The sequence below is a fragment of the Amnibacterium sp. CER49 genome (assembly GCF_029846255.1).
Classification (GTDB): domain Bacteria; phylum Actinomycetota; class Actinomycetes; order Actinomycetales; family Microbacteriaceae; genus Amnibacterium.
Window position 1 is genome coordinate 1 of record NZ_JARVWQ010000001.1, and the last position, 23,499, is coordinate 23,499.

Here is a 23,499-nt window from a genome sequence, read left to right on the forward strand (position 1 = left end):
CGCCTCGGTCACGCCTCCACAAGACTGCGGAGCACGTACTGCAGGATCCCGCCGTTGCGGTAGTAGTCGGCCTCACCGGGGGTGTCGATGCGCACGACGGCGTCGAACTCGACCGTCTGCTTCGACTCGGGCGAGTGCGCCGTCGGCGCGGCCGTCACGTGCACCGTCTTCGGCGTCTCGCCGTCGTTCAACGCGGTGATGCCGCTGATCGAGAACTCCTCGGTGCCGTCGAGCCCGAGCGAGTCGGCGGTCTCGCCGGCCGGGAACTGCAGCGGCAGCACGCCCATGCCGATGAGGTTCGAGCGGTGGATGCGCTCGAAGCTCTCGGCGATCACGGCGCGGACGCCGAGCAGGTTCGTGCCCTTCGCGGCCCAGTCGCGGCTCGAGCCCGAGCCGTACTCCTTGCCGGCGAGCACGACGAGCGGCACTCCCTGCTCGCGGTAGTGCTCGGCCGCGTCGTAAATGAACGCCTGCGGGCCGTCGCCCTGCGTGAAGTCACGCGTGTAGCCGCCCTCGACGCCCCTGTGCTCGTTGAACTGATCGAGCAGCCGGTTCCTCAGCCGGATGTTCGCGAACGTGCCGCGGATCATCACCTCGTGGTTGCCGCGGCGCGAGCCGTAGGAGTTGAAGTCCTTGCGGTCGACGCCGTGCGCCGTGAGGTACTGGCCCGCCGGGCTGTCGGCCTTGATCGAGCCCGCGGGGCTGATGTGGTCGGTCGTGACCGAGTCGCCGAGCTTCGCGAGCACGCGCGCGCCCGAGAGGTCGGTCACCGGCGTCGTCTCGAGGGTCATGCCGTCGAAGTACGGAGGCTTCCGCACGTACGTCGACTGCTCGTCCCACTCGAACGTGGCGCCGGTCGGGGTGGGCAGGTTGCGCCAGCGCTCGTCGCCCTCGAACACGCTCGCGTACTCGTGCTCGAACATCTCGGTCGAGATCGACGAGTCGATCGTCTGCTGCACCTCGGACGCGTCGGGCCAGATGTCCTTGAGGAACACGTCGTTGCCGTCCGCGTCGCGGCCGAGCGGGTCGGTCTCGAAGTCGAAGTTCATGCTGCCGGCGAGCGCGTAGGCGATGACGAGCGGCGGGCTCGCGAGGTAGTTCATCTTCACGTCGGGGTTGATGCGCCCCTCGAAGTTGCGGTTGCCGGAGAGCACCGCGGTGACGGCGAGGTCGTTCTGCTGCACGGCCTCGGAGATCTCGTCCTCGAGCGGGCCGGAGTTCCCGATGCAGGTCGTGCAGCCGTAGCCGACGAGGTAGAAGCCGAGGTCCTGCAGCGGGCCCATGAGCCCGGCCTTCTCGTAGTAGTCGGTGACGACCTTCGACCCGGGCGCGAGCGTGGTCTTCACCCACGGCTTCGCCTTGAGGCCCTTCTCCGAGGCCTTCTTCGCGAGCAGGCCCGCGGCGAGCATCACGGACGGGTTCGAGGTGTTCGTGCACGACGTGATCGCCGCGATCGCGACCGCGCCGTGGTCGATCACGAACTCGCCAGACGCGGTCTCGACCTTCGTCGGCTTCGACACGTTCGGGGCCTTCGCCGTGTGCTCGTGGGGGTTCCGTCGCTTGCCGTGGGCGGTCGACTCGTCCTGCGAGGTGAGGCCGACGGGGTCCGAGGCCGGGAACGTGCCCTCGACCGCCACGTCGACGAGCGACGCCGCCTCGTCGTAGTCGGTGTAGTCCTCGAGGTCGACCGCGAACTGCTGCTTCGCGCGCGAGAGCTCGATGCGGTCCTGCGGCCGGCGCGGGCCCGCGATCGACGGCACGACCGTGGAGAGGTCGAGCTCGAGGTACTCGCTGTAGTCGGGCTCGCGCGACGGGTCGTGCCACAGCGTCTGGCGCTTCGCGTAGGCCTCGACGAGCGCGATCTGCTCCTCGGAGCGGCCGGTGAGCCGCAGGTACTCGAGCGTCACGTCGTCGATCGGGAAGATCGCGGCGGTCGAGCCGAACTCGGGGCTCATGTTGCCGATCGTGGCGCGGTTCGCGAGCGGCACCTGGCCGACGCCCTCGCCGTAGAACTCGACGAACTTGCCGACGACGCCGTGCTTGCGGAGCATCTGCGTGATCGTGAGCACGACGTCGGTCGCGGTGACGCCGGCCGGGATCGTGCCCGTCAGCTTGAAGCCGACCACCTTCGGGATGAGCATCGAGACGGGCTGGCCGAGCATCGCCGCCTCGGCCTCGATGCCGCCGACGCCCCAGCCGAGCACGCCGAGGCCGTTCACCATGGTCGTGTGCGAGTCGGTGCCGACGAGGGTGTCGGGGTAGGCCTGCAGGGCGCCGTCGACCTCGCGCGTGTAGGTGACGCGGGCGAGGTGCTCGATGTTGACCTGGTGGACGATGCCGGTACCGGGCGGCACGACCTTGAAGTCGTCGAACGCCGTCTGCCCCCAGCGGAGGAACTGGTAGCGCTCGCCGTTGCGCTCGTACTCGATCTCGACGTTGCGCTCGAACGCGTCCGGACGGCCGAAGAGGTCGGCGATGACCGAGTGGTCGATCACGAGCTCGGCCGGCGCGAGCGGGTTGACGCGCTTCGGGTCGCCGCCCAGCTGGGCGACGGCCTCGCGCATGGTCGCGAGGTCGACGATGCAGGGGACGCCCGTGAAGTCCTGCATGACGACGCGGGCGGGGGTGAACTGGATCTCGGTGTCCGGCTCGGCCTGGGGCACCCAGGAGCCGAGGGCGCGGATCTGGGCCTCGGTCACGTTCGCACCGTCCTCGGTGCGGAGCAGGTTCTCGAGCAGCACCTTGAGGCTGAACGGCAGGCGCTCGTGGCCCGGCACCGTGTCGATCGCGAAGATCTCGTACTCGTCGTCGCCCACCGGGAGGGTGGTGCGCGCTCCGAAGCTGTTCACCGCAGCCATCCGACACTCCTTCGACTCGGCCTCGGAGCTCGACGCGGACCGCTGCCGCTCGATCAGAGGCGGGAGAGGCGGTCCGGGGCCCCGCCGATCACGATACCGGGGCGGTGCGCCGGCCCCGGTACAGCGCCTGCACGACGAGCACCGTGAGCAGCAGCACCGGCGCGTAGAGCGGCAGGCCGAGCGCGATGCGCGCGATGCCGAGGGCGACGACCTGGTCGCCCGCGAGGTAGAGCGGCACCTCGACGACGAGGCGGACCGCGAAGAGCGCGAGCCAGAGCAGGGTGAGCCACGTGAACGCCCGGCGCTTCGCGAGGTCGTCGCGCCACCGCGGGTCGGAGACGAGCACGCCGACGGCGAGGCCGATCAGCGGCCGGCGGACGAGCAGCGTGAGCAGGATCACCGCCGCGTAGGCGGCGTTCGTGATGAGGCCCGGCACGAAGTTCTCGTTCGCGTCGCCGGTGACGAGCGCGAGCACGGCGGACGCGGCCGCCGCGACCGCGCCCCCGACGGCCGCCATCACCCGCTGCCGGCGGACCAGGCGCCAGGCGAGGAAGAGCGCGGCGAGCACGAGCGGCGCGACGACGCAGGGCACGAGGGCGCTGCGCGGGACCTGCGCGGGTGCGGCGAGCAGCGCGGCGGTCTGGTACGCGACCACGAAGACGAGGGCGGGCAGCACGCTCTCGACGATCGCGAGGGGGCCGCCGATCGCGGCGACGAGGCCGCGCAGCGACATCTGCTCGGCCGACGCGGCCCGCGCGAGGCCCGTCGCGGGAGCGTCCCGCCGGCCCGTCATGCGCCGAACGCCGGCCCGAGCCCGTCGGCGTCCGCGACCGTCCCCTGCGGCATGTGCAGCGGGATGAGGTCGCGGGGCGGCATCGGCGCGGTGCCCCGCACGACGACGACGCTGCGGAACAGCTCCTCCATCGCCGCGCCGGCCCGCGGATCGACGGCGCCCTCGCCCGAGATCACGCCGCGGAGGAACCAGCGGGGCCCGTCGACACCCACGAACCGCGCGATGCGGGCGACCGGCGGCTGCCCGGGACCGGCCTGGGTGGGGATCTGCGCGAGCAGCTCGGGACCGAGGCCGCCCTCGACCACGCGGGTGGTGCCGCCCTGGGCGAGCACCTGCTGGTTCAGCTGCTCGCGGATCTCGTGCCACAGGCCGCTCGAGCGGGGCGCCGCGAAGGGCTGCACCTGCAGGCTCGAGTCGGCGAAGTCGAGCCCGACGGCGACGACGCGGCCGGTGCCCTCCTCGACCTCGAGGCGCAGCCCGAGGCCCTCGCGCGGCAGGATGCGCACGCCGCCCAGATCGACGTAGGGGCGGACGGGGTTCGCCTCGGACTCGTCGAACGGACCGTTGACCTCGCGGTCCTCCGGGGCCGACTTCTCGAACGGCTCGTCGAAGTCCTCGTCGCTCATCCGGCTTCCTTCCGGTCGGGGGGAACAGGCCGGATCCCGGTGGATCCGAAGCCCGCGGCGCCGCGGTGGCTGCCGGGCAGCGCGGCGACGGGGACGAAGCGCACGGCCGGAAGCGGCAGCACGAGCAGCTGCGCGATGCGGTCACCGACCGCGACATGGTACGGCTGCTCGAGGTCGGTGTTGAGGAGCGTCACGCGGATCTCGCCCCGGTAGCCGGCGTCGACGAGGCCCGGAGCGTTCACGATCGTGATGCCGTGCCGGGCGGCGAGGCCGCTGCGCGGCAGCACGAGCGCCGCGCAGGCGACGGGCAGCGCGATGCGCACGCCGGTGCCGATCGTCGCGCGCTCCCCCGGCGCGAGCTCGACGGCCTCCGCGGCGGCCAGGTCGACGGCCGCGTCACCCGGGTGCGCGGGGGCCGGGAGACCACCGCCCTCGACCAGCACCTCGATCACGAGCAGGCAGGCTAGCGGGCCCGGGGGCGGCTGCAGCAGTGGTCGAATGGAGCCATGCAGGCGTACCGCGAACGACTCGTCCCCGGCATCGGCACGATGCTGGCCTTCCTGCTGCTCGCACCGGGACTGCTCCTGATCCTGCTTCCCATCGATCCGACCCTCGGGGTCGTCGTCGCGATCCTCGGCACGATCGCGGTCGAGGTCGCGCTCGTGCTCACCGCCCCGGTGCTCGAGGTGACGAGCGGCGAGCTGCGCGCCGGACGCGCCCACATCGAGGTGGGCCTCACCGGAGCGGCCGAGGTGTTCCGGGCGGCCGACGCCACGCGGTCACGCGGAGTCGAGCTGGACGCGCGCGCCTACACCGTGCTGCGCGGCTGGGTCGACCCGGTCGTGCGGGTGCCGATCCTCGACCCGGCCGACCCGGCCCCCTACTGGGTGCTCTCGACCCGCCACCCCGAGCGGCTCGCCGCGGCCCTCGAGGACGCGCGGGCGGTCGCCGGCTCGCCGTCGCGCTGACCGCCCGGAGACGGACGAACGCCCCGCACCGGGCGGGGCGTCCAGAAGGCCGAACCGCCCCGCGTCGCGAGGCGGGACGTCCGGTGCGGAGGGAGGCTCGGTCAGGCCTCGCACTCGCGGCAGATCGGGCCGAGCTTCGACTCGTGGTCGAGCTGGGAGCGGTGCTTCACGAGGAAGCAGCTGACGCAGGTGAACTCGTCGGCCTGCGGCGGCAGCACCACCACGTCGAGGTCGAGGTCGGACAGGTCGGCGCCGGGCAGCTCGAAGCCGGCCGGGTTGTCGGCGTCCTCGACGTCGACGACCCCGGACATCTTGTCCGGGACCCGCTCCTTGAGCGCCTCGATCGAGTCGGAATCGTCCTCGGTCTTGCGCGGGGCGTCGTAGTCGGTCGCCATTCGAATTCCGTTCTCTGAGCGCGTCGGCCTGGTCGCGCTCCTGGGGTGTCCGGGGCGCGAAGCGGCGACAGTATGCATGAGGCGGAATGCTGATGCAAACGCCTCGGCACCGGAGTGTTCCCAGGTGTCGCCGCATCAACATCCGGCGCGCCCCCGTTCTTCCCCGACGAGGGCCCGAACCCGTGCGATCCTTTCGGCCTGCGTGCTGCCCGCACGCAGGCAGGCGCGCCAGAAGCGCGCCCCGCACATCCACTCGAACCCGGGGGGCCGCATGCAGACGCTGAGCGTGCTCGGCTTCGAGGACGGGGCGCTCGTCGCCGCGTCCCCGACCGGGGAGCGCTTCCGCATCCCCGTCGACGACGAGCTGCGCACCGTGCTGCGCGAAGCCGACACCCGTCCCCCGAGCCGGCGCCTGTCGCCGCGGGAGATCCAGGCGCACATCCGCGCCGGGCTGTCCGCCGAGCAGGTCGCCGCGCTCACCGGCGCGTCCGTCGCCGACGTCGAGCGGTTCGTGGGCCCGGTGCTCGCCGAGCGCGCCTACATCGTCGAGTCCGCGCTCGCCGTGAAGCTGCCGCCCGAGATCGAGGGCGGCTCGCGCCGCAGCTTCGGCACGGTGATGTCCGAGCGCCTGAAGCAGCTCGCCGCTCGCGACGTCGTCTGGTCGAGCGCGAAGGAGCCCGAGGGCTGGATCGTGCAGGCCACCTTCACGGCCGACGAGATCGAGCACGGCGCGCGCTGGCGCTTCGACCCGAAGCGCCGGCAGCTGACGGCGGAGAACACCGAGGCCGCGACGCTCTCGCAGCTCGGGACGCCCGCGGCCCTGACGCCCCGGCTGCGCGCCCTCGAGCCGACGACGGCGATCCCCGTCATCGCCGCGGCGCCGCCGGAGCACGTCGCGCGTGAGCACGCCGACGAGCCCGACACCTCGCGGTTCGACAGCGCGATCTTCGCCTTCCCGGACCTGAAGCCCGCCCTGCCCGGCGTCGCCGAGGAGCCCGCCGACGCGGAGCCGGAGCCGGAGCCCGAGCCCGAGCCCGAGCCCGAGCCCGAGGCGCCGACCGGCCGCCACGCGGGCACCGACCAGATCGAGTCCCTCGACCGGCGGCGCGCCGACCGGCAGCCGAGCGTGGGCACCGCGTCGCTGCCGGTGACCGGCCCGATCGACGCGGTGGACCTCGACGACGCGTTCGCGACGCTGCCCGAGCCCGTGCGCCCCGCGCCCGGCACCGTGACCCGGGGCCGCTTCCCCGAGCCCGCCGCGCAGGAGCCCGAGCCGGAGCCGGCGAAGCCGGAGCGCCCGATGAAGCGCCCGCGGCAGCGTGGCAACCGGCCGGCGAACGACGGCCGGTCGTTCACGCGGTCGGTGCACGCCGACCCCGAGCCGACGCAGGCGATCCCGGTGCAGCAGGCGCCGCGCTCCCGGCGCAGCCGGCAGGCGATGCCGAGCTGGGACGAGATCGTGTTCGGCCGCGAGGGCGACCAGTCCTGAGCCGGCCCGCTCAGGCGCCGAAGCGCAGCAGCGGCACGATCCGCTCGGCATCGGTCCAGGCGCCGTGCTGGCCGACCATGCCGCGACCGGCGCTCGCCTCCTCGTAGAAGGCGTCCTTCGACCGCGCGGCGACGAGCACGTCGCCGATGCGCGGCAGCACGGCGGGATCCACCCGCCCGAACCAGCCGGCCTCGACGGCCTCGCCGCGGGTGCGCACGTCCCCCCGCTTCCCGAAGGCGGCGCGCCACCGCTCGACGAGCGCCGCCGCGTCGGCGGCGGGCTCGAGATGCAGCTGACGCAGCCGCGGCTCCCCCGAGACGTGCCGGACCCCGTCGAGCAGGCCCGGCACCGCGTCGACGACGAGGTGCCGCTCCGACGGCACGTCGACCATGCCGTGGTCCGCCGTGACGAGCACCGCCTCGCCGCGGCGCAGCCCGCGCACCGCCTCGGCGAGCGCCGCGTCGAGGTCCTCGAGCCCCGCGGTCCAGGCGCCGGACGACCAGCCCGCGTGGTGCGCGGTCTGGTCGAGCTCGGGCACGTAGAGGTAGCCGACCGCCTCGTCCTGCTCGCGCAGCGCCTCGAAGGCGGCCTCGAAGCGCTGGGGCAGCGTGCGCGCGCCGATGTAGTCCGCGCCCCGCAGCACCTCGCGGGTGAAGCCCGAGTCGGCGTAGTGCCGGGGCCCGATCGCGAGCGGTCGGACACCCTCGGCGCGGGCGCGCTCGAACACGGTCGTGCATCGCTGCCAGCCGGCGGGCAGCGATCCGTCGTCGAAGCCGTGCAGCTGGTTCACCACCCGGTCGCCGCCCGGCTCGAGCACCGAGTAGCCGATGATCCCGTGCACGCCCGGGTCCTCGCCCGTCGTCAGCGTGGTGAGCGCGGCCGCCGTGGTCGTCGGGCAACCGGTCGGGATGCGGCTGCGCCGGCCCAGCGCTCCGGCGAGCGTGCGCGCGTGGCCGGCGCGCGCCGTGAGCGCCTCCGCGCCGAGGCCGTCGACGAGCACGACGAGCACCCGCTTCAGAGCCGGGAGGCCGAGGCGGTTGCCGCGCCTCCGCACCGCGTCGAGCGACGCGGGCAGCACGTCGCGGAGCGCCACGGGCCGGTCCGACGCGGCCGGTACCATGTCGCTCACGGACACGCAGTGTGCCCTACGGCCTCCCGGCTCCCCTGCACGGCAGCATCCTGCGGGCGGGTCCGCCGGTGCGTCGCCCGCTCCACCCGCGCTCGCCGTCGCGCGCCCGCCGGGCACGCACGCCAGAAGTCCTGTATCGGAGAGCAGCCATGACCACGATCGAACCGGGGCCGGCGTCCGGCGAACGCATCGAGGACGTCGACGTCTCGGCCGAGATGCAGGGGTCCTTCCTCGAGTACGCGTACTCCGTCATCTACTCGCGTGCCCTGCCCGACGCCCGCGACGGGCTGAAGCCGGTGCAGCGACGCATCCTCTACCAGATGGCCGACATGGGCCTCCGGCCCGATCGCGGGCACGTGAAGAGCGCCCGTGTCGTCGGCGACGTCATGGGCAAGCTGCATCCGCACGGCGACAGCGCCATCTACGACGCCCTCGTGCGCATGGCGCAGCCGTTCTCGATGCGGCTGCCGCTCATCGACGGGCACGGCAACTTCGGCTCGCTCGACGACGGCCCCGCCGCGGCCCGGTACACCGAGGCGCGGCTCGCCGCCGCCGCCATGGCGATGGTCGCCGATCTCGACGAGGACGTCGTCGACTTCGTGCCGAACTACGACAACCAGCTCGACCAGCCCGACGTGCTGCCGGCGAGCTTCCCGAATCTGCTCGTGAACGGGGCGAGCGGCATCGCCGTCGGCATGGCCACGAACATGGCGCCGCACAACCTCGTCGAGGTCATCGACGGCGCGCGGCACCTGATCGCGCACCCCGACGCCACGCTCGACGACCTGATGCGGTTCATCCCCGGGCCCGACCTGCCCACCGGCGGCACCATCGTGGGCCTCGCCGGCGTGCGCGACGCGTACGCGACGGGACGCGGTGCGTTCCGGACCCGGGCCAAGGTGCACGTCGAGCAGGTGACGGCCCGCAAGTCGGGACTCGTCGTGACCGAGCTGCCCTACACGGTCGGCCCCGAGCGGGTGATCGAGAAGATCAAGGACGGGGTGAACGCGAAGAAGCTCCAGGGCATCTCCGGCGTCGACGACCTCACCGACGGCGAGCAGGGGCTGAAGCTCGTCATCGAGATCAAGACGGGCTTCGACCCGATGGCGGTGCTCGAGCAACTGTACCGGTACACCCCGCTCGAGGAGTCCTTCAACATCAACAACGTCGCGCTCGTCGAGGGCGGCCCCCGCACGCTCGGCCTGCTCGAGCTGCTGCAGGTCTACATCGGGCACCGCATCGAGGTCGTCACCCGCCGCACCCGCTACCGGCTCGGCCGCCGCGAGGAGCGGCTGCACCTCGTCGAGGGCCTGCTCGTCGCGATCCTCGACATCGACCGGGTGATCGCGATCATCCGCGGCAGCGACGACACCGACGCCGCGCGCACCGGCCTCATCGCGGCGTTCTCGCTGTCACAGGTGCAGGCCGAGTACATCCTCGAGCTGCGGCTGCGTCGCCTCACCCGCTTCTCGACCCTCGAGCTCGAGGCCGAGGCGCAGCAGCTCCGCGACGAGATCGCCGAGCTCCGCGCGCTGCTCGACGACCCGGGCAGGCTCCGCACCCTCGTCTCCGACGAGCTCGGGCAGGCCGCCGAGCTGCTCGGCACGCCCCGCCGCACGCTGCTCACCGAGGGCGCGGCGCAGCCGCCGAAGTCCTCCTCGAAGGCGGCGCCCGTGCTCGAGATCCAGGACGTCCCCTGCCGCGTGCTGCTCTCGACGACAGGGCGAGCGGTGCGCATCGACCTGCCCGAGGGCGAGGCGGTGACGCCCGCCTCGCGGCGCAGCCGGCACGACGCGATCCGCTCCCAGGTGTCGGGCACGAGCCGCGGCGAGCTCGGCGCGGTGACGAACCGGGGTCGGCTCGTGCGCTTCTCCCCCGTCGACCTCCCGGTGGTGCCGTCCGGCGCCGTGCAGCTCGGTGCGGGCACCCCGATCGGCGCCTACCTCGGCGTCGGCGGCAAGGACGAGCACGTGCTCGGCTTCGTCGCGCTCGACGACCGCCCGATCGCGCTCGGCACCGCGGGCGGCGTCGTGAAGCGCGTCGCGCCGGGCAACTGGCCGAACAAGCCCGTGTTCGACCTGATCGCGCTGAAGGACGGCGACGAGGTCGTGGGCGTCGGGCAGGGCGACGAGGAGCAGGCGCTCGTCTTCGTGACGACGGAGGGGCAGCTGCTGCGCTTCCCGGCGGGAGCGGTGCGGCCGCAGGGGGCCGCCGCGGGCGGCATGGCGGGCATCTCCCTCGGGGGCGATGCCCGGGTGCTCGCCTTCGCCGCGGTCGACGCCGACGAGGCCGTCGTGGCCACCGTCTCGGCCACGGCGACGACGCTCGACGAGATCGACCCGGGCCGAGGCAAGCTCACCTCGCTCACCGACTTCCCCGCGAAGGGCCGCGCCACCGGCGGGGTGCGTGCGCAGGCGCTCGGCCGTGGGGAGACCGGCCTCACGGTCGCCTGGGTCGGTCCGGCACCCGCGCTCGCGGTCGCCCGCGACGGCGCCGCGCGCCGGTTCCCCGACACGCTCGTGAAGCGCGACGCTCCCGGCCTGCCGCTCGACGCGGTCGTGGACGCCTTCGGCACGCGCGCTCGCTGAGCCCGCCACCGCCCATCCGGCAGGAACGGGCGCTCCCCGGCCCGGGAAGCGCCCGTTCCTGCTGATCGGGTCGGCGCGGCTCAGGCGTCGATGCGCTCGCGATCGAGGGCGTTGCTGCCCTCGATGATGAAGTCGCGCCTCGGAGCGACCTCGTTGCCCATGAGCAGCTCGAAGGTGCGCTCGGCGGCCGCCGCGTCGGAGACCCGTACGCGCCGCAGGGTGCGGTAGCGGCGGTCCATCGTCGTGACCTTGAGCTGCTGGTGGTCCATCTCGCCGAGGCCCTTGTAGCGCTGGATCGGATCCTGGTAGCGCTTGCGCTCGCGCTTCAGCTGTGCGAGCACGCCGTGCAGCTCGGCCTCGCTGTACGTGTAGATCGGCTCGGACTTGCGGGCTCCGACCACGACGACGCGGTGCAGCGGCGGCACCGCGGCGAACACGCGGCCCTCCTCGAGCATCGGACGCATGTAGCGGAAGAACAGGGTGAGCAGCAGGGTGCGGATGTGCGCCCCGTCGACGTCGGCGTCGCTCATCAGGATGACCTTGCCGTAGCGCGCCGCGGTGAGGTCGAAGGTGCGGCCCGAGCCCGCGCCGACGGCCTGGATGATCGCCGCGCACTCGGCGTTGCCGAGCATGTCGCCGATCGACGCCTTCTGGACGTTCAGGATCTTGCCGCGGATCGGCATGACGGCCTGGAACTCGCTGCTGCGGGCGAGCTTCGCGGTACCGAGCGCCGAGTCGCCCTCGACGATGAAGAGCTCGGTCTCGGCGACGTCGTTCGAGCGGCAGTCGGAGAGCTTCGCCGGCAGCTGGGACGACTCGAGCGCCGTCTTGCGCCGCTGGGTCTCCTTGTGGGTGCGCGCGGAGATGCGCGCCTTCATCTCGCCGACGACCTTCTCGAGCAGCACGCCCGTCTGCGTCTTGTCCTCGCGCTTCGTCGAGGTGAACCGCGCGGTGAGCGCCTCGGTGACCACCGAGCGGACGATGTTGCGGACCGCGGGGGTGCCGAGCACCTCCTTCGTCTGGCCCTCGAACTGCGGCTCGGGCAGGCGCACCGTGAGCACCGCGGTGAGGCCGGCGAGCACGTCGTCCTTCTCGAGCTTCTCGGTCGACGACACCTTGAGCCGTCGCGCGTTCTCGGCGACCTGCGTCTGCAGCACCTTGAACAGCCCGGCCTCGAAGCCCTGCGTGTGGGTGCCGCCCTTCGGCGTCGTGATGATGTTCACGAAGCTCTTCACGGCGGTCTCGTAGCCGGTGCCCCAGCGCACGGCGAGGTCGACCTCGCAGGTGCGGCGCACCTCGGCCGGCTCGAGGTGGCCGTTCGGCTGCAGCACCGGCACGGTCTCGGTGAAGTCGCCGGAGCCCTGGATGCGCCACACGTCGGTGAGCGGGGCGTCGGTGGCGAGGTGGTCGACGAACTCGGCGATGCCGCCCTCGTAGTGGAAGGTCTGCGAGGTGACCTCCTGGCCGCGGCGGTCCTCGATGACGATGGCGAGGCCGGGCACGAGGAACGCGGTCTGCCGGGCACGCGCCGTGAGCTCGTCGAGCGAGAAGCGCGCGTCGCGGATGAAGATCTGCCGGTCGGCCCAGTAGCGCACCCGGGTGCCGGTGCGGCCGCGGGGCGCCTTGCCGATGACGCGCAGCTCGCTGTCGTTCACGAAGGGCTCGAACGGGGCATCGGGCGAGGGACCGACCGCGGGGTCGTCGATGAAGACGCCGGGCTCGCCGCGGTGGAACGACATGGCGTAGGTCTTGCCGCCGCGGTCGACCTCGACGTCGAGGCGCTCCGACAGCGCGTTGACGACGGAGGCGCCGACGCCGTGCAGGCCGCCGGAGGCCGCGTAGGAGCCGCTGCCGAACTTGCCGCCGGCGTGCAGCTTCGTGAAGACGACCTCGACGCCCGTGAGACCGGTCTTCGGCTCGACGTCGACGGGGATGCCCCGCGCCTGGTCCCGCACCTCGACGCTGCCGTCGGGGTGCAGCGCCACCTCGATGCTCTCGCCGTGACCGGCGAGCGCCTCGTCGACCGAGTTGTCGATGATCTCCCAGAGGCAGTGCATGAGCCCACGGGAATCCGTCGAGCCGATGTACATGCCGGGGCGCTTGCGCACCGCCTCGAGGCCTTCGAGGACCGAGAGGTGGCGGGCGGAGTAGTCGTTGGAAGCCATCGGGTTCACGGTAACCGGGGGCACGGACGCGGCCGCGCGGGACGCGCCCTCTTGTGGGGGCGTTTCGATGTGCTACGCGTACAGCGAACGACCCGGAGACTTGACGCACCGTCGAAACATCCCCGTGCTTACATGGGTTCACCACGGCAAGCACCACGCACCGCAAGGAGGTCCACGATGACGCGATCGGCTGACCACGGCCCGCTCGACTCGCTCGAGTCGCAGTTCTCGCTCACCGCGCTCGATCGCTGCGACAGCTGCGGCGCGCAGGCGTACATCCGCGTCCAGCTGGACAGCGGCGAGCTGCTCTTCTGCGCCCACCACGGCAAGAAGTACCAGGAGAAGCTCGCGGGCATCGCCCAGAGCTGGCACGACGAGTCGAGCAAGCTGCTCGAGGAGACGAAGGCGTAACCCGCCGCTCCACGAACGTTCGAGGGCCTGATCCGTATACGGATCGGGCCTTCCTGCGTTGTAGGGCCACGCCGGGCGCCGCACCGTTCCAGGACGACGTCACGGATGCAGGACCGCCGGTCCTGCATCCTGGCCCAGGCGCCGGTCCGTCCTGAGCCGCGGTACCGACCACCGCCACCGATTCGGGGCGCGGCACCGGATGTCGCCGGCGGACCGGATCCGGAGGCCGACGACGACGAAGGGCCCGGTCCGTGACGGACCGGGCCCTTCGTACTGCTCGTCGACCTACTCGAGGTAGTCGCGCAGCGACTGCGACCGCGAGGGGTGACGCAGCTTCGCCATGGTCTTGCTCTCGATCTGGCGGATGCGCTCACGGGTGACGCCGAACGTGTCGCCGATCTGGTCGAGCGTCTTCGGCATGCCGTCGCCGAGGCCGAACCGCATGCGGATCACGCCCGCCTCGCGCTCGGACAGCGAGTCGAGCAGGCTCTCCAGCTGCTTCTGCAGCATGGTGAAGCCGACCGCGTCGGCCGGCACGACGGCCTCGGTGTCCTCGATCAGGTCACCGAACTCGCTGTCGCCGTCCTCACCGAGGGGCGTGTGCAGCGAGATGGGCTCGCGGCCGTACTTCTGCACCTCGACGACCTTCTCGGGCGTCATGTCGAGCTCGCGCGAGAGCTCCTCGGGGGTGGGCTCGCGGCCGAGGTCCTGCAGCATCTGCCGCTGCACCCGGGCGAGCTTGTTGATGACCTCGACCATGTGCACCGGGATGCGGATGGTGCGGGCCTGGTCGGCCATGGCGCGGGTGATGGCCTGCCGGATCCACCAGGTGGCGTACGTGGAGAACTTGAAGCCCTTGGTGTAGTCGAACTTCTCGACCGCACGGATGAGGCCGAGGTTGCCCTCCTGGATCAGGTCGAGGAACTGCATGCCGCGGCCCGTGTAGCGCTTCGCGAGCGACACGACGAGGCGCAGGTTCGCACCGAGCAGGTGGCTCTTCGCGCGCTGCCCGTCGCGGGCGACCCACTTCAGCTCGCGCGTCAGCTCCTTGTCGAGCTTGTCGCCCTCGGTCTGCAGCTTCTCCTCGGCGAAGAGGCCCGCCTCGATGCGCATGGCGAGCTCGACCTCCTCGGCCGCGTTCAGCAGGGGGACCTTGCCGATCTGCTTCAGGTAGTCCTTGACCGGGTCGGCCGTGGCGCCGGTGATCGCGGTCGAGTAGACGGGGAGCTCGTCCTCGTCGGACATCGACAGCACGAGCGCGCCCGTGGGCAGCGGCTCGACGACGCCGGTGGGCTCCTCGACCGCCTCCTCCTCGGTGGCGGCCTCGGGGGTCTCGTCGGCCGACTCCTCGTCGGTGTCGGCGGTCTCGACCTCGGCGGTCTCCTCGACCTCGGCCTCGTCGTCGGCGACGACCTCGTCGGGGCCGTCGAGCTCGTCGCTCGACTCGTCGTCGACCTCGTCGGCGTCGCCCGCGGTGGCCTTCGTCGCCGCCTTCTTGGCCGGGGCCTTCGTCGCCGCCTTCTTCGGGGCGGCCTTCCGGGTGCGCTTCGGCGGGGTCGCGACGGCGGCCTCGTCGACCTCGGCCTCGATCACGGTGGTCTCAAGAGTCATCGGATATCCCCCAACTGCGTCGAGCGCGAACAGGTACGGACACTGCTGAAGGCGGTGGGTCGCCGCCGTCGGTCCAGAAGATGCGGAGAAACGGTGCCCGTCCCCCTTCCCCGGGAGAGAACCCGGGGTGCGGCACCCGTATTCCGGGCACGACGGGAGGGCTGCCCGGCAACTTCCCTACAATTGTACACGCGACGTCGGCGTGTCACCACGTCTCGCGAGGGCGCGTCGCCGCAGCCAGTGCCCGTAGGCGATCCAGACGGGTCCGACCACGATGCCCTCGCTCGCCTGCAGGTCGCGGCGGGTGCTCCGACGGGCGACGAGCAGCGCCACGACACCGAGGCCGACCACGAGGTACTGCACGGCGAAGGCGCCCCGGAAGGCCTCGACCGAGTAGAGCGGTACGCCCGTCGTGCGGTGCTCGAGGTCGAGCACGAGGCCGATCAGGAACATCATCGAGAAGCTCGCGGTGAAGCCGCCCACGTTGACGAGGCCGCTCGCGCCGCCGAGCGCGGACCGCGGGTTGAAGGTGCGCGCGTAGTCGAAGCCGATCTGCGATGCCGGGCCGCCGACGCCGAGGGTGAGCAGCAGCAGCACGATCAGGACGATCGGCGGCCGGCCCGGCCAGGCGAGCACGAGGGTCCAGGCGACCGCCATGACCCCGACGATGCCGAGCACGAGGTTCGAGCGGCGGAACGGGAAGCGGGCGGTGAGGACGCCGAGCACCGGTCCGACGAGGAAGCCGGCGAGCACCTGCAGGCTGAGCAGCAGCGAGGCGGACGCCGGGTCCACCCCGACGGCCCGCACGAGGTAGGGGTAGCCCCAGAACAGCGCGAAGACCACGCCGCTCGACTGCGTGACGAAGTGCGCCCAGAAGCCGAGGCGGGTCCCCGGACGGCCCGCGGCCGCGCGCAGCGAGGCGAGCGCGGTCCGGAGGTCGGGCGGCACCGCGCCGCCGGGCGCGTCGGCGACGAGCACGAGCACGAGCACGACGACGAGCGCCACCCCGGACAGCCCGGCGGCGGCGAGGAACGCAGGGGTCCACCCGGCGAGGTGCAGCAGCGCCGCGAACGGCACGAGCGAGAGCACCTGGCCGAGCTGCCCCAGGTTGCCGAGCCACTGCGTCATCACGGGCACGCGACGCGGCGGGAACCAGACGTTCACGAGCCGCAGGGCGGCGACGAACGTCGTGGCGTCACCCGCTCCCACGAGCATCCGGCCCGCGACGGCGGCCGGCAGCACCGGGGCGAGGGCGACGACCACCTGGCCCGCGATCATGAGCACCGCGCCGATCGTGATCACGATCTTCGGTCCGTACCGGTCGACGAGCACACCGACCGGCACCTGCAGCACCGCGTAGACGGCGAGCTGCAGCACGCCGAGCGTCGAGAGGGCGGCTGCGGTCACGTCGAACCGGCTCGCCGCGGCGACCCCGGCGACCCCGAGGCTGCTGCGCTGGGTGACCGCGCACAGATAGGCGACGACGGCCCCGGCGAGCACGAGGCGGGCGCGGAACGGGGACGGCGGCGCCGTCACGCGTCGTCGTCGCTGTGACGACGGATCGCCAGGAACTTCTCGAGCTCGGCAGCGAGCTCGTCGGCGCTCGGCACCTCGCCCTCGCCGTCGGTGAGGGGCGAGCGGAGCGGGTTGCCGGCCATGTACGTGTCGTGGCGGGTCTCGAGCGTGCGCACGAGCTGCGCGAGCTCGTCGTTCGCGTTCACCTGCTCGTCGACCCGGGCGAGGAAGTCGCGCGACTGCTCCCGGAGGGCGTCGGTGGGCAGCAGCAGCCCGGTGGCCGCCTGCACCACCTCGAGGCTCTTCACGGCGGCCTCGGGCAGCTCGGTGTCGGCGAGGTAGTGCGGCACGAGCAGGACGAACTCGCCGACGGGGTGCCCGATCTCGGCGAGGCGGTACTCGACGAGGTGGAGCACGTTCGACGGCACCCGGGTCGTCGGACGCCACACGCTCATCGTGTCGATGAGGTCCTGCCGGTTGCCGCCGACCGTCACCTGGATCGGGCGGGTGTGCGGCACGGGCATCGGGATCGCGTGCACCCAGGTGGTCGTCGACACCTGGAAGCGCTCGATGAGCGACAGGAGGGCGGCCGTGAACCGCTCCCAGTGGAAGTCGGGCTCGAAGCCGGACAGCAGCAGGAACGGCCGGCCGATCTCGTCGCGGCCCTTCGAGAGCACGAGGCGCGCCGGGGTGTAGCCGGTGAGGTGGTCCTGGTCGAACTCGATGATCGGCCGGCGGGCGCGGTAGTCGAGCAGCTCGTCGTGGTCGAAGACGGCGACCGGCACGGGGTCGACGGTCGCCTCGAAGTACTCGCTCAGCTGCTGGACGGCGCCGCCCGCGTCGGCGAACCCGGTGAGGCCCGCGACGAGCGGCAGGCCCGGCGGCACCTCGTCGGCCGCCGGGGTGAGCTCGTAGAGATCCTCCGGCGTGCGCATCGTTCCAGCGTACCCGCGGGGGCGGGACCCGCCCGGGCGGGGCTCGCAGCGCCCGCTGCCTAGGCTCGAACCCATGCCGGTGCCCGCGCTCGCCACCTCGTCCGTCCGCCCCGAGGAGGCCGAGACCGACGTCCTCGTCCTCGGTCTGACCGGCGGCGGCACCCCGGCGCTGGCGCTGCCGGACGGCGCGGACGCCGTCGCGCTCGGCCTCGAGGACGTCGACCTCGTCGCGCTCGGCGCGAGCGGCGCGGCGGGCGAGCTGCTGCGCCTGCCGGCGCGCGGGGTCGCAGCGGGGTCGATCGCCCTCGTCGGGCTCGGGGCCGGCGACGCCGACGCCCTCCGCATCGCGGCGGCGAGCGCCGTCCGCCGGCTCGCGGGCACGCCGTCCGTCGCGCTCGCGCTGCCCGCGGCGGAGCCCGCGCTCGTCGCCGCGGTGCTCGAGGGCGCGGCCCTCGGCTCGTACGCCTACACGGAGCACCGGGGGAAGACGCTCGAGCAGCAGAAGGCCCCGGTCGCCGGGATCACCGTGCTCGGCGCCGACGACCCCGACGCCGTGCGGCGCGCGACCGTGCTGGCCGAGTCCGTCGCGCTCGTGAAGGACCTCGTGAACGCCCCGCCGAACGCCCTCTCCCCCGCGGCGCTCGCCGACGCGGCGCTCGCGGCCGTCGAGGGCCTCGAGGTCGAGACGCGGGTATGGGACGAGCGGGCGCTTCAGGATGGTGGCTTCGGCGGCATCCTCGGCGTCGGGGCGGGCTCCGTGCGGCCGCCGCGCCTCGTGCGCATCGGGTGGGCCCCCGAGGGCGCGCCGGCGACGGTCGCGCTCGTCGGCAAGGGCATCACCTTCGACTCCGGCGGCCTGTCGCTGAAGCCGCCGGCCTCGATGGTCGGCATGAAGACGGACATGGCCGGTGCCGCCACCGTGCTCGCCGTCGTACGGGCCGCGGCCGCGCTCCGGCTGCCCGTGGGCGTCACCGCGTGGCTCTGCATCGCGGAGAACCTGCCGTCCGGCAGCGCGCTGCGCCCGAACGACGTCCTCACGATCCGGGGCGGCCGCACCGTCGAGGTGCTGAACACCGACGCGGAGGGCCGCCTCGTGCTCGCCGACGGCCTCGTCGCGGCGAGCGAGGAGGGGCCCGACGCGATCGTCGACGTGGCGACGCTCACGGGAGCGATCATCGTCTCGCTCGGCAACCGCTACGTGGGCGCGATGGGCGACGGCGCGCTCGTCGCCCGCACGCAGGCCGCGGCGCAGCGGGCCGGCGAGCTGGTCTGGCACCTGCCCCTGCCGGAGGAGCTCCGCCGGGTGCTCGACTCGGACGTCGCCGACCTCGCGAACGTGAAGATCGGCAGCACGGCGGGCGGCGCGCTCGTCGCCGGGCAGTTCCTCAAGGAGTTCGTCGGCGACGGCCCGGACGGCGAGCGGATCCCGTGGGTCCACCTCGACATCGCGGGCGCCGCGAACAACGGCGGCTCGCCCTGGGGCGTCACCGGCGCTGGTCCGACCGGCGTGATGGTGCGCACCCTCGTGGAGCTCGTGCGGGACCTCGCCGAGGGCTCCGTCGACGCGGTCTGACAGGGACGCCGGGGTGCCAGGGAGTAGGGTCGTCCCGGCGGTTTTCGAGAGCCTGGTGCGGGCTTCCGGGGTGCGGGATCCGCACCGCCCGGAGCGCGCCGGGCGCCGACGGAACGGAGAACGGACGAGTGCCGGACCAGTCCTTTGACCTCGTGATCCTCGGCGGCGGCAGCGGCGGGTACTCCGCGGCGCTGCGTGCCGCAGAGCTCGGCATGTCGGTCGGCATGGTCGAGAAGGACAAGGTGGGCGGCACCTGCCTCCACCGCGGCTGCATCCCCACGAAGGCCCTGCTGCACGCCGCCGAGGTCGCCGACGCGTCGCGTGAGAGCGCCAACTACGGCATCCGCGCCACGCTCGAGGGCGTCGATGTGCCGCAGGTCACGAAGTACCGCACCGGCATCGTCGCGAAGAAGCACCGCGGCCTGCAGTCGCTGCTGAAGGCCCGCGGCATCACCACGATCGAGGGCGCCGGCCGCCTCACCTCGGCCACCACGGTGCAGGTCGGCGACCAGGTCGTCACCGGCAAGCACGTCGTGCTCGCGACCGGCTCCTACTCGCGCAGCCTGCCCGGCCTCGAGCTCGGCGGCCGCGTCATCGACTCCGAGAAGGCCCTCGACCTCGACTACGTCCCGAAGAAGGTCGCCGTGCTCGGCGGCGGGGTCATCGGCGTCGAGTTCGCGAGCGTCTGGAAGTCGTTCGGCGCCGACGTCGTCATCATCGAGGCGCTCCCCCACCTCGTGCCGAACGAGGAGGAAGTGCTGAGCAAGGCGCTCGAGCGCGCCTACCGCAAGCGCGGCATCGACTACCGGCTCGGCATCCGCTTCTCCGGCGTCACGCAGGACGACTCCGGCGTCGTCGTCACGCTCGAGAACGGCGAGACCATCGAGGCCGACCTGCTGCTCGTCGCCGTGGGGCGCGGCCCGAACACCGCGGGCATGGGCTTCGAGGAGGCGGGCGTGACGATCGACCGCGGCTTCGTCGAGGTCGACGAGCACCTCGAGACCAGCCTCAAGGGCGTCTACGCGGTCGGCGACATCGTGTTCGGCCTGCAGCTCGCGCACCGCAGCTTCCAGCAGGGCATCTTCGTCGCCGAGCAGATCGCGGGGCTCAACCCGCCGGTCGTCTCCGACGTGAACATCCCGCGCATCACCTACTGCGACCCCGAGGTCGCGTCGGTGGGGCTCACCGAGGCGCGCGCCGTCGAGCAGTACGGCCGCGACGAGGTCGTCGCCTACGACTTCAGCCTCGCCGGCAACGCGCGCAGCGAAATCATCGGCACCACCGGCTCGGTGAAGGTCGTGCGACGCAAGGAGGGCCCGGTGCTCGGGGTCCACGCGATCGGCGCCCGCGTCGGCGAGCTGATCGGCGAGGCGCAGCTCGTGGTCAACTGGGAGGCGTACCCCGAGGACATCGCGCCCTACATCCACGGCCACCCGACCCAGTACGAGGCGCTCGGCGAGGCGTTCCTCGCGCTCGCCGGCAAGCCCCTGCACGCGCTCTGACCGTCGCGATGGCGCACGGGAGCAACCACCGGCGGCACGCGGCCGTCTCGAAAGGAACAACGCGATGAGTGAGTCCGTCACCCTCCCGGCCCTGGGCGAGAGCGTCACCGAGGGCACCGTGACGCGCTGGCTGAAGCAGGTCGGCGACCAGGTCGAGGTGGACGAGCCCCTGCTCGAGGTGTCGACCGACAAGGTCGACACCGAGATCCCGTCGCCCGTCGCGGGCGTGGTCGAGGAGATCCTCGTCCAGGAGGACGAGACGGTCGAGGTCGGCACCGCGCTCGTGAAGATCGGCGACGGCTCCGGGGCCGGTGGTGGCGGCAGCGAGCCCGCGCCGCAGCCCGAGGAGGCCGAGTCCGCACCGGTCGACTCGACGCCGCAGCCGGCGCCGCAGCAGGTCGTGCAGAACGAGCCCGAGGAGGTCGCCGAAGCCGGGTCGTCGTACACGGAGCCGGAGCCCGAGCGCGAGGTCGCGCAGCAGCCGCAGGACCAGGGCCGGCAGCAGGACCAGGGCGGGCAGCCCCCGCTCGCGCAGGAGGCGACGAGCTCGACCGAGGCGGACCTCGGTCAGGACGAGGCCCCCGCCGCGGCGCCGACCGCTCCGCCCACCCCTGCGCAGCCGGCGCCGGTGCAGGCAGCAGCGCCCGCGCCCGCCGCAGCCCCGCGCACCCCGGGTGCTGCGCCGACCGCGTCCGCGCAGCCCTCCGGCGGCGCCGGGTCGGGCTCCCACGCCGCGGCTCCTTACGTCACGCCGATCGTCCGCAAGCTCGCCCACGACCGCGGCGTCGATCTGGGCTCGGTGCAGGGCTCGGGCGTCGGCGGGCGGATCCGCAAGGAGGACGTGCTCGCGGCCGCCGAGACGCAGGGCGCGTCGCAGCAGCAGACCACCGCGGCCCCCGCGGCGAAGCCCGAGCCCTCGCCCCTGCGCGGCACGACCGTCAAGATGTCGCGCCTCCGCAAGGTCGTCGCCGAGCGCGCGGTCGTTTCGATGCAGTCGACGGCGCAGCTGACGACGGTCGTCGAGGCCGACGTCACCGCCGTGGCGGCGCTCCGCGACCGGGTCAAGGGCGAGTTCCAGCAGAAGACCGGCCAGAAGCTGTCGTTCCTGCCCTTCTTCGCGCTGGCCGCCGTCGAGGCGCTGCAGCAGTACCCGATCATCAACGCGACCGTCGACGGCGACTCGATCGTCTATCCCGACACCGAGAACCTCTCGATCGCGGTCGACACCGAGCGCGGACTGCTCACGCCGGTCGTGCGCAACGCGAGCAGTCTCTCGATCGCCGAGCTCGCCGCGCAGATCGCCGACCTCGCCTCGCGCACGCGCGAGAACAAGCTGAAGCCCGACGAGCTGGCGGGCGGCACCTTCACGCTCACGAACACGGGGTCGCGCGGCGCGCTGTTCGACACGCCGCTCGTGTTCCTGCCGCAGGTCGCGATCCTCGGCACGGGCACCGTGCAGAAGCTGCCGCGGGTCGTGAAGACGGCCGACGGCGCCGAGGCGATCGCCGTGCGCTCCGTCGTGTACCTGGCGCTCAGCTACGACCACCGCATCGTCGACGGCGCCGACGCCGCACGCTTCCTGTCGTCGGTGCGCGCCCGCCTCGAGGGCGGCGACTTCACGGGGTCGCTCGGCATCTAGTCCCGCTCGCCCCCGTTCGGAGCCGGCCGGTCGGCGTCACGCAGACGCCAGCCGGCCGGCTCCTGCACGAGCAGGACGGTCGCGCCGCCGACGTCGAGGGTCGCCGCACCGCCGCTCGTGCGGAGGAGCCGCGGCGCGACCGAGGGCACGGCGACCGCATCGACCCCGGCGGTGACGGCCGCGGCGTCGAGCACGGCGACGGGTGAGCCGGGAGCCTCGAGCGGCCGCAGGCAGCGCAGCGAGCGCTGCGCGAGGCACACGGCGCGGGCGTCGAGCAGCGTGCGGGCCGCATCGACCGGGGCGGCGTCGCGCGGCGGCAGCGCCCTCGCAGCGGCCCGCTGCGTCCGGACCGGCGCCGACGGCCTCGGCGCCCTGGCCGCGGAGACCGTGGACCGCACCGGGGGCGCGGCGCTCGCACCCGCCTCGCGGGCGGGCAGCAGCGCGACTGCGGCGACGAGCAGCGCGGCGCTCGCGCCGGCCGCGACCCACGTGCGGCGCCGGACCGTCCGCAGGTGGCGCGCGCTGTCCGCGCGCAGTCGACCCAGCAGGGCGATCCCGTGCGACCACGACGGGACCGCACGCTCGTCGGGTCCGTCCTCCTGCACCGCCTCGAGGATCGGCACGAGCAGGCGCGCGGGCGGTGCGGCGCGCGGAACCGCTGCGGGCGCCGGATGCAGCCGGACGGGTACGGGCTCGGCGACCTCGAACAGCACGTCCTCGAGCCGCTCGGGATCGTCGGGGAGCACCGCCGGCACGACCCCCGACCCGCGCAGCACCGCCGAGGCCAGCCGGACGAGCGCCCGGCGGTCGTCGGCGGCGAGCAGCGCGAAGCCCGCGGCGCCGGCCGCGCTCCCGGTCCGCAACCCGGGCGGCGCCACGAGCACCGGGCTGCCGGCGGTGTCGAAGCCCACCGCCCGGGCGGTGAGCCCGAGCCCGGCGACGCCCGCGGCATGCAGGCGCAGCACGAGGCGGGCGAGCGGCACGAGCACCGTGACCGCCTCGCCGGCCGTCGGCCAGCCCGGCACCGCGAGCAGCGCGTCGAGGCCGACGGGCAGCGGCTCGAGCACGGCGACGACGACGCCGTCCGCGGACGTGCCGACGTCGAGGACGCGCTGCAGGTGCGGGCCCGCACCGGCGAGCAGCGCCTCGAGCGCCGCGACGGCGCCGCTGTCGGCGGGATCGACCACGAGCAGCGCCTCGCCGTGCCGGGGTCCGTCGTCGCGGTGCTCGTCCACGCCGGGATCCTGCACGTGCCGAGCGGACCCCCACGGCCAGGATCCCGCGATCTGGGGCACCGCGTCC

General features: G+C 73.3%; 18 protein-coding genes. 7 read left to right on the forward strand and 11 right to left on the reverse strand.

What is annotated here, in order from left to right:
• Nucleotides 1-8 precede the first annotated feature (8 nt).
• The 4 genes from acnA to dut all read right to left on the reverse strand — a co-directional run bounded on the left by acnA (nt 9) and on the right by dut (nt 4,729).
• On the reverse strand, nt 9-2,858 hold the full coding sequence (gene acnA / locus QDR37_RS00005) for an aconitate hydratase AcnA (RefSeq protein ID WP_279711487.1): 2,850 nt from the start codon (nt 2,856-2,858) through the stop codon (nt 9-11).
• Nucleotides 2,859-2,946: 88 nt separating this feature from the next.
• Nucleotides 2,947-3,651: a DUF3159 domain-containing protein gene (locus tag QDR37_RS00010; protein ID WP_279711488.1), complete on the reverse strand. Its 705-nt coding sequence runs from the start codon at nt 3,649-3,651 to the stop codon at nt 2,947-2,949.
• Complete coding sequence (locus QDR37_RS00015; protein ID WP_279711489.1) at nt 3,648-4,277, reverse strand: DUF3710 domain-containing protein; 630 nt, start codon at nt 4,275-4,277, stop codon at nt 3,648-3,650. The genes QDR37_RS00010 and QDR37_RS00015 overlap by 4 nt, the downstream gene beginning before the upstream one ends.
• Entirely contained in the window at nt 4,274-4,729 is a 456-nt protein-coding gene (gene dut / locus QDR37_RS00020; RefSeq protein ID WP_279711490.1) for a dUTP diphosphatase, read from the reverse strand. Before dut ends, QDR37_RS00015 begins: the two co-directional genes overlap by 4 nt.
• A gap of 54 nt (nt 4,730-4,783) precedes the next feature.
• Between dut and QDR37_RS00025 the strand changes: the two genes are divergently transcribed.
• Complete coding sequence (locus tag QDR37_RS00025; RefSeq protein WP_279711491.1) at nt 4,784-5,245, forward strand: DUF3093 domain-containing protein; 462 nt, start codon at nt 4,784-4,786, stop codon at nt 5,243-5,245.
• Nucleotides 5,246-5,346: 101 nt separating this feature from the next.
• Here the strand turns inward: QDR37_RS00025 and QDR37_RS00030 are convergent, their stop codons facing one another.
• Nucleotides 5,347-5,640 (reverse strand): DUF4193 domain-containing protein, encoded by a 294-nt coding sequence (locus tag QDR37_RS00030; protein WP_279711492.1) that lies wholly within the window; start codon nt 5,638-5,640, stop codon nt 5,347-5,349.
• 271 nt (nt 5,641-5,911) lie between these two features.
• Between QDR37_RS00030 and sepH the strand changes: the two genes are divergently transcribed.
• The gene (sepH, locus tag QDR37_RS00035; RefSeq protein ID WP_279711493.1) at nt 5,912-7,129 is read left to right on the forward strand and encodes a septation protein SepH; all 1,218 of its coding nucleotides are present in this window, start codon (nt 5,912-5,914) and stop codon (nt 7,127-7,129) included.
• Between the two features lie 10 nt (nt 7,130-7,139).
• On the opposite strand, the gene QDR37_RS00040 is transcribed toward sepH, so the two are convergent.
• Complete coding sequence (locus tag QDR37_RS00040; protein WP_279713517.1) at nt 7,140-8,249, reverse strand: alkaline phosphatase family protein; 1,110 nt, start codon at nt 8,247-8,249, stop codon at nt 7,140-7,142.
• A 158-nt stretch (nt 8,250-8,407) separates the two neighbouring features.
• Here QDR37_RS00040 and QDR37_RS00045 point away from each other — a divergent pair, with 158 nt between their 5' ends.
• Nucleotides 8,408-10,846 carry a DNA topoisomerase IV subunit A gene (locus QDR37_RS00045; protein ID WP_279711494.1) on the forward strand — a complete coding sequence of 813 codons (2,439 nt, stop codon included), beginning with the start codon at nt 8,408-8,410 and terminating at the stop codon, nt 10,844-10,846.
• Between the two features lie 80 nt (nt 10,847-10,926).
• Here QDR37_RS00045 and QDR37_RS00050 read toward each other — a convergent pair whose 3' ends face one another.
• Complete coding sequence (locus QDR37_RS00050) at nt 10,927-13,011, reverse strand: DNA topoisomerase IV subunit B (RefSeq protein ID WP_279711495.1); 2,085 nt, start codon at nt 13,009-13,011, stop codon at nt 10,927-10,929.
• A 177-nt stretch (nt 13,012-13,188) separates the two neighbouring features.
• Between QDR37_RS00050 and QDR37_RS00055 the strand changes: the two genes are divergently transcribed.
• Nucleotides 13,189-13,422 (forward strand): hypothetical protein, encoded by a 234-nt coding sequence (locus QDR37_RS00055; RefSeq protein WP_279711496.1) that lies wholly within the window; start codon nt 13,189-13,191, stop codon nt 13,420-13,422.
• A 285-nt stretch (nt 13,423-13,707) separates the two neighbouring features.
• On the opposite strand, the gene QDR37_RS00060 is transcribed toward QDR37_RS00055, so the two are convergent.
• From QDR37_RS00060 to QDR37_RS00070, 3 genes are all read right to left on the reverse strand, one after another.
• Complete coding sequence (locus QDR37_RS00060) at nt 13,708-15,033, reverse strand: RNA polymerase sigma factor (RefSeq protein ID WP_279711497.1); 1,326 nt, start codon at nt 15,031-15,033, stop codon at nt 13,708-13,710.
• A gap of 177 nt (nt 15,034-15,210) precedes the next feature.
• The gene (locus tag QDR37_RS00065) at nt 15,211-16,569 is read right to left on the reverse strand and encodes an MFS transporter (protein WP_279711498.1); all 1,359 of its coding nucleotides are present in this window, start codon (nt 16,567-16,569) and stop codon (nt 15,211-15,213) included.
• Nucleotides 16,566-17,483 carry a PAC2 family protein gene (locus QDR37_RS00070; protein WP_279711499.1) on the reverse strand — a complete coding sequence of 306 codons (918 nt, stop codon included), beginning with the start codon at nt 17,481-17,483 and terminating at the stop codon, nt 16,566-16,568. Before QDR37_RS00070 ends, QDR37_RS00065 begins: the two co-directional genes overlap by 4 nt.
• Before the next feature lie 73 nt (nt 17,484-17,556).
• On the opposite strand from QDR37_RS00070, the gene QDR37_RS00075 reads away from it, so the two are divergent.
• The 3 genes from QDR37_RS00075 (at nt 17,557) to sucB (ending at nt 22,197) form a co-directional block, all read left to right on the forward strand.
• Nucleotides 17,557-19,056, forward strand: coding sequence for a leucyl aminopeptidase (locus QDR37_RS00075; protein ID WP_279711500.1), 1,500 nt, complete (start codon nt 17,557-17,559; stop codon nt 19,054-19,056).
• A 128-nt stretch (nt 19,057-19,184) separates the two neighbouring features.
• Nucleotides 19,185-20,558 carry a dihydrolipoyl dehydrogenase gene (gene lpdA / locus QDR37_RS00080; protein WP_279711501.1) on the forward strand — a complete coding sequence of 458 codons (1,374 nt, stop codon included), beginning with the start codon at nt 19,185-19,187 and terminating at the stop codon, nt 20,556-20,558.
• A 64-nt stretch (nt 20,559-20,622) separates the two neighbouring features.
• A complete protein-coding gene (gene sucB, locus QDR37_RS00085; protein WP_279711502.1) occupies nt 20,623-22,197 on the forward strand; it encodes a 2-oxoglutarate dehydrogenase, E2 component, dihydrolipoamide succinyltransferase in 1,575 nt (524 codons plus the stop codon).
• Here the strand turns inward: sucB and QDR37_RS00090 are convergent.
• Nucleotides 22,194-23,432 (reverse strand): hypothetical protein, encoded by a 1,239-nt coding sequence (locus QDR37_RS00090; protein ID WP_279711503.1) that lies wholly within the window; start codon nt 23,430-23,432, stop codon nt 22,194-22,196. The two genes, sucB and QDR37_RS00090, sit on opposite strands and share 4 nt — an antisense overlap.
• Nucleotides 23,433-23,499 lie beyond the last annotated feature (67 nt).

Excerpts from the sequence above, each read along its gene's own strand:
- QDR37_RS00075 (WP_279711500.1), top strand. The coding sequence starts at position 17,557 with ATGCCGGTGCCCGCGCTCGCCACCTCGTCCGTCCGCCCCGAGGAGGCC.
- QDR37_RS00030 (WP_279711492.1), bottom strand. The coding sequence starts at position 5,640 with ATGGCGACCGACTACGACGCCCCGCGCAAGACCGAGGACGATTCCGAC.
- sepH (WP_279711493.1), top strand. The coding sequence starts at position 5,912 with ATGCAGACGCTGAGCGTGCTCGGCTTCGAGGACGGGGCGCTCGTCGCC.
- QDR37_RS00070 (WP_279711499.1), bottom strand. The coding sequence starts at position 17,483 with ATGCGCACGCCGGAGGATCTCTACGAGCTCACCCCGGCGGCCGACGAG.
- sucB (WP_279711502.1), top strand. The coding sequence starts at position 20,623 with ATGAGTGAGTCCGTCACCCTCCCGGCCCTGGGCGAGAGCGTCACCGAG.
- QDR37_RS00045 (WP_279711494.1), top strand. The coding sequence starts at position 8,408 with ATGACCACGATCGAACCGGGGCCGGCGTCCGGCGAACGCATCGAGGAC.
- acnA (WP_279711487.1), bottom strand. The coding sequence starts at position 2,858 with ATGGCTGCGGTGAACAGCTTCGGAGCGCGCACCACCCTCCCGGTGGGC.
- QDR37_RS00040 (WP_279713517.1), bottom strand. The coding sequence starts at position 8,249 with ATGGTACCGGCCGCGTCGGACCGGCCCGTGGCGCTCCGCGACGTGCTG.
- QDR37_RS00060 (WP_279711497.1), bottom strand. The coding sequence starts at position 15,033 with ATGACTCTTGAGACCACCGTGATCGAGGCCGAGGTCGACGAGGCCGCC.
- QDR37_RS00015 (WP_279711489.1), bottom strand. The coding sequence starts at position 4,277 with ATGAGCGACGAGGACTTCGACGAGCCGTTCGAGAAGTCGGCCCCGGAG.
- QDR37_RS00025 (WP_279711491.1), top strand. The coding sequence starts at position 4,784 with ATGCAGGCGTACCGCGAACGACTCGTCCCCGGCATCGGCACGATGCTG.
- QDR37_RS00050 (WP_279711495.1), bottom strand. The coding sequence starts at position 13,011 with ATGGCTTCCAACGACTACTCCGCCCGCCACCTCTCGGTCCTCGAAGGC.
- QDR37_RS00055 (WP_279711496.1), top strand. The coding sequence starts at position 13,189 with ATGACGCGATCGGCTGACCACGGCCCGCTCGACTCGCTCGAGTCGCAG.
- QDR37_RS00010 (WP_279711488.1), bottom strand. The coding sequence starts at position 3,651 with ATGACGGGCCGGCGGGACGCTCCCGCGACGGGCCTCGCGCGGGCCGCG.